We start from the raw sequence: 7,963 nt of genomic DNA on the forward strand, positions 1-7,963 counted from the left end.
TTCTGGCGCCGCTCGGCCTCCGCCTCCTCGCGCCGCGTCACCGCCTCGGCCTCCACACGCTGCTTCTCCAAAGCCGCATGCTTGAACGCCAACACCGCATTCGCCATCCGGCCAACCTCGTCCTTTGGATCGAGGGCCGGAATCTCGGTGGTCAGATCGCCGCCGGCGAGCTGGGACATTCTGTCCGCCATGCCGCTGATCGCGCCGCCGATACGGCGGCCGACGAACAGCGCGACGACGATGGCCAGCGCCATGGCCAGCACGGCGGCGAAAGCGGCGATCCAGTTGATCTCCGTCGAGATGGCTTGAAGCGCCGCCTGCGAGGTCAACAGATGCGCCACGCCCGAGACATTGCCGGCGAAGTCCTTGATCGGACGTGCGACGCCGACATGGGGCTGGCCGGCGATGACAACAGCGGTGGGAACCGTCTCACCCTCGCGGACACGGGCCAGGGTTGCGCCGTCGAGCAGTGGTTCGCCTGTGAAGGTCGCCGCCGAGCGCGCGTTGCCCGCATCCTGCGAGGCGAAGGTCGCCACTTCCTCCATCGGGAAGATGTAGAGTTCCGCCTCGTCGTCGGCGCCGTCGGTCAGGCCGGCGAGGAATTCCTGGCCGAAGCCGAGCCCGAATTCGATGGTTCCCACATGCTGGCCGTTGTAGTCGATCGGGTGGACGGCGCGAACGCCGACGCCGGCGCGGCCGCGCTCGAGTCCGATGACCGGCTTCTTGCTGGCGTTGGCTTCCACGACAGTGAAGCGGAACGACGACAGATCGTCGCCGAATTTTTCCGGCTTGTGGACGCGCAGGAAGGAGATCCCCTGCGGGGTGTGGAACTGAAACTGCTCCACGCCATATTGGGTCGTCATCGACTCGAAGCCGGGAACGAAGATATCCGCCAGACGCTGACGATCGTTGAAGGCGATCGCTTGCCCGACGGCGGGCTGCTGAGCGACCAGCGCGGCGAGGCTCAGCGCCTTTTTGACCTCCGCGTCGATCGACCGGTCGAGCTTGCGCTGCATGATCGACAATTCGCGCTCGGCGGCCCGATCGACCAGTCGCTCAGCGCCGAAGAACAACGGTAGTCCGACAGCCAGCGCTGCCACCAAGGCGGCGAACACAACGGAAACGAAGAGACGGGTGCGAAGGGGCATGGCGACAATCCGGGGTTTATCGGTCTACCATTCCATTGCCACGCGTTATTTGCGGAAACGTTAAGCCTGGCCGGAGGCGGCAAGGCTGGGGAAAGCCGCGCCAAGCTCGCTGGTGCTCACCGGCCTCCCAGCTTGAAGACCGGCGGCCTAAGGTCTTCCCAGGCGGAAACGGGCGTACGGCAAAGCCGGGCGGCCACAGTCACGGTCGAGCGAAGCGATAATCGCCCCACCCTCGGCAAGGCGAAAAAGCCGGGAATATTCATAGCCGGCAATAGACCGACCCCGACGCCTCGATTTTCGGCTTGCCCCCGCCAGCAAGAACTATCGCGCGACGGTCGCTTCCGAGGTGCGCCGTGTCGCCTTGACACGCCGCGTATCTGCCGAGATGGTCCGCATTCCCGACCCATTGGAAAGCCGAATCGCAATGCCATCGAAAAAAGAGTCGGCCAAGACGCTTGCCGCCAAGAAAGCGGCCACGAAGCTGCCGGCCAAAAACAATGGCCGGTTTGCCAGCGGAATCGAAGGGCTCGATACGGTCCTCGGCGGCGGCCTTCCCGGTCGGCATCTCTATCTGCTTCAGGGCAAACCCGGCACCGGCAAGACGACGTTCGCGCTGCAATTCCTCATCGCCGGCGCGGCCGCAGGGGAACCGGTCCTTTATGTGTCGCTGTCACAGAGCAAGGCCGAGTTGCAGCAGATCGCGGCGTCGCACGGCTGGTCGCTCGAGGGAGTTGAGATCGAGGAACTGCATGCCGCTCGCGGTGATGAACAGCAGGACGATCAGACGATCTTCTACGCATCGGATGTGCGTCTCGATCGCACCCGTGAGGCCGTCGACGCGGCGATCGACAGGGTCAAGCCGCGACGCATCGTCTATGACTCGCTGGTCGAAATTCGCCAACTCAGTCGAGACAATCAGAAATTTCATGAGGAAGTCCTGTCGTTCAAGCGAATGGTGGGGAAACGGGGAATCGCCACCCTGTTCATCGATCTGACGCCGGACGCCGGCGGCGATGCGGTCGTCGAAAGTCTGGCGCATGGCTTATTTCATCTGGAAAAATTCCTGCCCGAATACGGTCAGGCACGCCGTCGGATCGATATTCGCAAGATGCGCGGCGTGCGCTTCTTTGACGGCTATCACGACATGGCGATCCAGACCGGGGGAGGCGTCAGGGTGTTTCCGCGGATCGTGCCCGAGCTGGCGCCGGAGACCGGCCGCGAGGATCTGATCAAGTCGGGCGTCGAAGAACTCGATGCCATGCTCGGCGGCGGTATGGAACCTGGCACGACGACCCTCATCGTCGGGCAGTCTGGCACCGGCAAGTCCACCCTTGCCTCGCTTTATGCATACTCGGCGCTGGAGCGGGGGGAATCGGTCACCCTATTTCTGTTCGAGGAACGGGTCGAGACCTTCTTCAGGCGCTCGGAGGGACTCGGTCTGCACCTGCGCAAATATCGCGACGATGGGAAGCTCGAACTCTGGGACTTCAATCCCGGTGCGATTTCGCAGGGCGAATTCTCGCAGATCGCCCAGCAATCGGCGGATGGCAACAATGCCGGCGTGGTGGTGATCGACAGCTTCACCGGTTACCTCGCCGCGCTGCCGAATCCGCAGGAAGCGATCATGCAGATCCAGACACTGCTAAAGTATCTGGCGCGGCGCGGCGTCCTGACCATCCTTATCGTGGCCCAGCATGGCCTGCTCGGCCACAATATGGAGACCGCCGTCGACGTCAGCTTTCTCGGCGATACGGTGGTGTTCCTGCGCATGTACGAATGGCCGGCGGTGGTCCGCCGCACCATCACCGTCGTCAAGAAGCGCCATGGGCCGCACGATCTCGATGTCCGGCAATTGCAGATCGACACCGGTCGCATCAGCATCAGGGAGTTCGTCCAGCCGCCGCCGGGCAGTCCGTCCCCGATGCCGACGCAATGAAGACGGTTTTCGACCGAATACCGTCCGCCGCCGAACTGCCCGTGATTATCTACGCACCTTACGGGACTGATGGCGACACGATCCGCAAGGTGCTGACGGGCGCCGGGTTCAAGGCGGTCGTCGCCGACGATCTGGCGCAATTTCAATCCGTTCTCGCGCGCGAGGCCGGGCTTTTGGTCGTCAGCCAGGAAGGACTGACCGAGAAGTCGCTTGAGCTCGTCAGCCAGATGCTCGCCCAGCAGGACGATTGGGCGGAACTGCCGATCATCGTCCTGCTGGACGCGGCGGTGCATCTCAACAATGCCGCCGGCCGGCTTCTCGAGCTGATGCCCCGCTCGAAGCTGATCATCAAGCAACGGCCGGTTCATCCCGCCGAGATGACCACCTCGGTCGATACGGCCCTGCGCGCCCGCATCCGTCAGTTCGCCCTGGCGCGTTACATCGCCGACCAGGAGGAGCTGCGCCACGAGCTCAACCACCGGGTCAAGAATATCCTCGCCAGCGTCAACGCCCTCTTTTCGCTGACACGCCGGAACTCCGCCGATCTTGCGGATTTCTCCCAGGAATTCGCCGGCCGACTGAACGCCCTTAGCAACGTCCATTCGGTCTTGTTCAACGTCGACTACGGATCGGTGGGATTGACCGAATTGGTGGAAGCCATCTTGAGGCCATTCAACACCGAGGAGGTGCGAGTCGTCGCGACCGGCTCGGACCAGCGACTGCTGTCCGACCCCGCCCAGAAGATCGCCTTGAGTCTTTACGAACTGGCCACCAATGCGGCCAAATACGGGGCGCTGTCGTCGAGCGAGGGCGCCGTGGCGGTCAATTGGTCAGTCGAGCGGGGGCAGGGCGACAGTTTCGTGCTGGAGTGGTCGGAAAGGGGCGGGCCGATCGTCAATCCGCCATCGCGGACCGGCTACGGCACCCGCTTCATCCGTTCCGCGGCGCACAGTCTCGACGGCGAGGCGAATCTGGAGTTTACCCCCGCAGGGCTTCAGGTGCGGGTCCGGGTTCCGGCCCGCAGCGTACTGGATCGCTAAGTGACGGAAATTAAATCAGTTCTGGTTGTCGAGGACAATCTCATCGTGGCGATGGTCATCGAGGACGATCTGCGGGACGCCGGCTATGAAGTGCTGGGGCCGACCATGCGCAGCGCCCCGTCGCTGGACATCGCGCAGTCCTCGACGATCTCGCTCGCTCTGGTCGATATCGATCTGGAGGGCGGTGACAATGGCGTCGAACTGGCCCGCCGGCTGCGCGACGACCATCAGGTGCCCAGCCTCTATATTACAGGACAGGCGGCCGTTGCGCGGGCCGGGAAAGACGCCGCCCTCGGACTGCTGCCGAAGCCATTTACGACGGAGCAACTGCTGGAAGCGGTTGCGGCGGCCTTGGACTACGTGGAGACGGGCGAGGTGCCGCGGACGCCGAAGGCCGCCCAGTGGTTCTGAGTGCGGACGGATCGGCCGTGCGCCCGTGAACGAAGCCTGCCCCCGCGCCAATAGACAAGCCGGAGGGGTGCGAGCCGGAGGGGTCAATGAGTTCGATGAGTGGTGCCAGGGACGGAATCGAACTTATAGCCTATCAATTTGATTTTATTGATAAATATTGCAGTGCGGATAACGCCAGGTACCCGCAAAATTACCCAATCCAAAATCATACCGGCGGTTCGATTCCGTTTTCCACAGGAAATTGGATTGCATGATACAACCCGTGCTGTCGTCCCGCCATTTCGCATGCGGCCCTATCTGACGTCATCGCTTTCTCGCGGTGGCCGCCATGCGACGGGATCGGCAACCCAGCGATTGATATCGGATTCTCGCCACCCGGCGCCGTTGATACTGATCCTGAGCTGTACGGGGAACGTACCTTCGGCAATCTTCCGATAGATGGTGGAGCGAGACAGGCCCGTCCGGGAGAGAACGGTGTTCAGGCGGATGATACGGTCTGGCTGTTGCATAGCCGTGTTGCCTCCTGCTGGCTGCTTCTGATCGGCGCCGAGCCAGACAGAGGAACGATTTATCGTTGTGCAAGAGGGATTTAGGCGTGGGCGTAGTGTGACGACGAAACGGCGGCACATAGGACGGTTCTCATATCCCGATCCCCCTTCCTCTCCCGAGATCGAGACCGTGAGAGAGGGCGAGGGCCGCGCCGAGTCGGCGGCCAGCCTCCATGTCGATGCCGAGGGCTGCCTTGCGGTTGGCGAGCAGGGATTCCATCTGCGGATCGCGTTCGAGGCTCTTCGCCATGTCGCCCATTGCCGACCGGGTGGCCTTGTAGGCTGCCATGTCGCCCGCCTGGTATTGATGCTGGCTGGCGCGGTCGAGCTTCTGCCAGCGCTCCACGAAGCGGTCGGCGCGGCGGCTGGGATCGGTGCGGATTTCGGTTTCAAGCTGGAGCGCCCGGATGGCGCGGTTGACCTTTCCTGCACCTGCCTCTCGGGCGAGGCCGGGGTCTTTCACATAGGCTGCTTCCGCATCCCGCCAGCCATGGGGACGTACTTTCTCGAAAGCCTTGCGAGCGTCGGAAAGTTTCCGCATCTGGTCCGGGCTTCGCTTGCCGCCCGCATCTTCCGCGCTGAATATCGCGTCCACCGCGCGGGCATGACGGATGAGCGCATCGGTGCGGGCCTTGCGCAGCTCCGCCTCCGGGTCCGCCGCCACGGCTCTTTCCGGCGCATCCGTCGTTCGCGGGACCTTTGCCGCAGCGCTTTCCCGTTCCGGCCCCTGTCCGCCATCGGCGGGCAGTCGCAACCCCTCGAACATGCCGCGCACCTTCTCCGGCACCTTACGCACGATCTCGGCAACACGGGCGTGAAAAGTGATGCCGCGCCGTTCGGCGTAATCCCGCGCCGGGTCGATCTGCTGCTCGTAGTCGGATGCCATGTCCTTGGCCCGATCGCGCGACAGGGTATTCACCAGCCTGTCCTGACCGGCGAAGTCGTCGTGGCCATAATGCAGGTCGATGCCGCCGCGGTGCCGTGACAGCGCGACATAGCTGCTGTGCGCGTCCATGCCCGGTGTTGCCAGCACATGGGTGTGGTCCACCGTCATGCCCTGCGCCTTGTGGATGGTCGCCGCATAGCCGTGGTCGATGCGGTCGTAGTCCTGCAGGTCGAACGAGATACTGCGCCCGTCGTCGGTGCGCACGGACATGCTCTGCGTGCTGACCTCAACGATGGTGCCGAGCGTGCCGTTCTTCACGCCAAGGCCGCGCTCGTTCCGCAGGAACATGACGCGGTCTCCACTGGCGAAGCTGCGCGGGCCACGTTCGACGGTGACACGTACGTCCTCACCCAGATCGCCCGCGTCCCGCATTCGCTCCCGCGCACCTTCATTGAGGGCGCGCACCTCGGCATTGGTATGGGTGAGGATAATCCGGCTGCGATCCGGTTCGGCCTGCCGGTCGCGGTCCCAGCGGTCGATCAGATCATCGCGCGCCTGTTCCCGCGTTTGAGCCTCATGCACCATGCCATGACTGTCATAGGCATGGATCGCATTGGCGGTTCTGCCGGTCGCCAGATCGCGCGTGGCGTCGCGCTGCCAGTCCTCGCGCTGGCGACGCACCTCGCCGATCTCCGCGCCACCGTGGCGGTCATGGATCGAGCGGAAAGCCGCGCCCGCCTCGATGGACTGTAGCTGCTGCGGATCGCCGACCAGGACAATCTTCGCGCCGGCGTCGGCGGCATGGGACAGCACGCGCTCCATCTGGCGCGTGCCGACCATGCCGGCCTCATCGATCACCAGCACGTCACCGCTGGTGAGCAGATCGCGGCCGTTCCGCCAGCCATGTTCCAGGCTGGCGATGGTGCGCGATGCGATGCCCGATCCGCTCTGGAGGGCTTCCGCCGCGATGCCGGACAGAGCGATGCCGCGGACGTCATAGCCGGATGCCTCCCAGGCTTTCCGCGCGACGCCCAGCATGGCGCTCTTTCCCGTCCCGGCATAGCCGATAACGATACCGAGACCGCGCCCGTCCGTGACATGCGCCAGCGCGTCGGCCTGTTCGTCGGAGAGGACAAGACCGCGCCGTTCGGCATGCGCCAGTGCGGCCACTCTGTAGCTGTCATCGACCTCGTGGCGTTCGGCCCCGGCCATGAGTTCGGCGGCACGGTGCAGGCGCTGTTCGGCTTCGATCATGTCGCGGGTGGTGAACCGGTCCTCGCCGCGTCGGTCCCGTCCCAGTTCGACCAGATCGGGCGCGGTTCCTATGGCCTGTGTCACCGCATTGAACTGGTCGATGCCGTCGCTGTGCCGATGCGCGAACCGCGCCATCTCGCGCCGCGTGAAGGTCGATTGCTGATGCGTGATCGCATCCAATGCGAGGGACGGATCGGCGATGATGCGTTGGCCATTGTCGCGGGCGATCTGCCGGTGCATCTCGGCCCGATCCGCAACGGTGGCGGCCGCCTCGATCCCTTCGCCTTTGACACGACGTGTCTCGATGCCGTCGTCCTCGACACGACGTGTCTCGATGCGCTGCGCGGGGGCGCCGATCTGGCTTTGCGGCTCAAGCCCGATGCCCTGCGCTTCAAGGCAGCGATGATCGATGCGCGCATCGATGTCGAGTTCGACCAGCCGTTCGTTGGCAAGCTCCGCCCAGCGTTCGCGCCAGCGCTCGACCATCTGGGTAGCATTCCAGTCGCGGACCTTCCGGCCAAAGCCGTTCTCGTCCCCATTTACCTCAATCTGCCGCATGGTGAGCATGACATGGGCATGGGGTTTTGGCATGCCGTCCTCGCCGATATCCCAATGCACATTGAGGTCGGCGATCATGCCCTGGTCGACGAATTCCGATTGTACGAAGTCGCGGGCGAGTTCGATGCCCTGCGCCTTGCTCATCTCGCGCGGAAGGGCGAACTCCACCTCGCGGGCAAGCT

At 63.9% G+C, this 7,963-nt stretch carries 6 protein-coding genes; 3 read left to right on the top strand and 3 right to left on the bottom strand.

Annotated features, from left to right (window positions below; translation table 11 throughout):
- Nucleotides 1–1,148: cache domain-containing protein (locus MJ956_RS18170; RefSeq protein ID WP_253965839.1), on the bottom strand; the 1,148-nt coding region annotated here is incomplete at its 3' end.
- 424 nt (nt 1,149–1,572) lie between these two features.
- On the opposite strand from MJ956_RS18170, the gene MJ956_RS18175 reads away from it, so the two are divergent.
- From MJ956_RS18175 to MJ956_RS18185, 3 genes are read left to right on the top strand one after another with little or no spacing between them, the layout of a single operon-like run.
- Nucleotides 1,573–3,084 (top strand): ATPase domain-containing protein, encoded by a 1,512-nt coding sequence (locus tag MJ956_RS18175; RefSeq protein WP_253965840.1) that lies wholly within the window; start codon nt 1,573–1,575, stop codon nt 3,082–3,084.
- Nucleotides 3,085–3,125: 41 nt separating this feature from the next.
- Entirely contained in the window at nt 3,126–4,124 is a 999-nt protein-coding gene (locus MJ956_RS18180) for a sensor histidine kinase (RefSeq protein ID WP_253965841.1), read from the top strand.
- Nucleotides 4,125–4,535, top strand: a complete 411-nt coding sequence (locus MJ956_RS18185; RefSeq protein WP_253965842.1) for a response regulator — start codon at nt 4,125–4,127, stop codon at nt 4,533–4,535. It begins immediately after the preceding gene.
- A gap of 293 nt (nt 4,536–4,828) precedes the next feature.
- On the opposite strand, the gene MJ956_RS18190 is transcribed toward MJ956_RS18185, so the two are convergent.
- Both MJ956_RS18190 and traA read right to left on the bottom strand, forming a co-directional pair.
- Entirely contained in the window at nt 4,829–5,044 is a 216-nt protein-coding gene (locus MJ956_RS18190; protein ID WP_253965843.1) for a helix-turn-helix transcriptional regulator, read from the bottom strand.
- A 130-nt stretch (nt 5,045–5,174) separates the two neighbouring features.
- Nucleotides 5,175–7,963: Ti-type conjugative transfer relaxase TraA (traA, locus tag MJ956_RS18195; protein ID WP_253965844.1), on the bottom strand; the 2,789-nt coding region annotated here is incomplete at its 5' end.

This window comes from Aurantimonas marianensis, from assembly GCF_024195285.1.
GTDB classification, from domain to species: domain Bacteria; phylum Pseudomonadota; class Alphaproteobacteria; order Rhizobiales; family Rhizobiaceae; genus Aurantimonas; species Aurantimonas marianensis.

Excerpts from the sequence above, each read along its gene's own strand:
- MJ956_RS18175 (WP_253965840.1), top strand. The coding sequence starts at position 1,573 with ATGCCATCGAAAAAAGAGTCGGCCAAGACGCTTGCCGCCAAGAAAGCG.
- MJ956_RS18190 (WP_253965843.1), bottom strand. The coding sequence starts at position 5,044 with ATGCAACAGCCAGACCGTATCATCCGCCTGAACACCGTTCTCTCCCGG.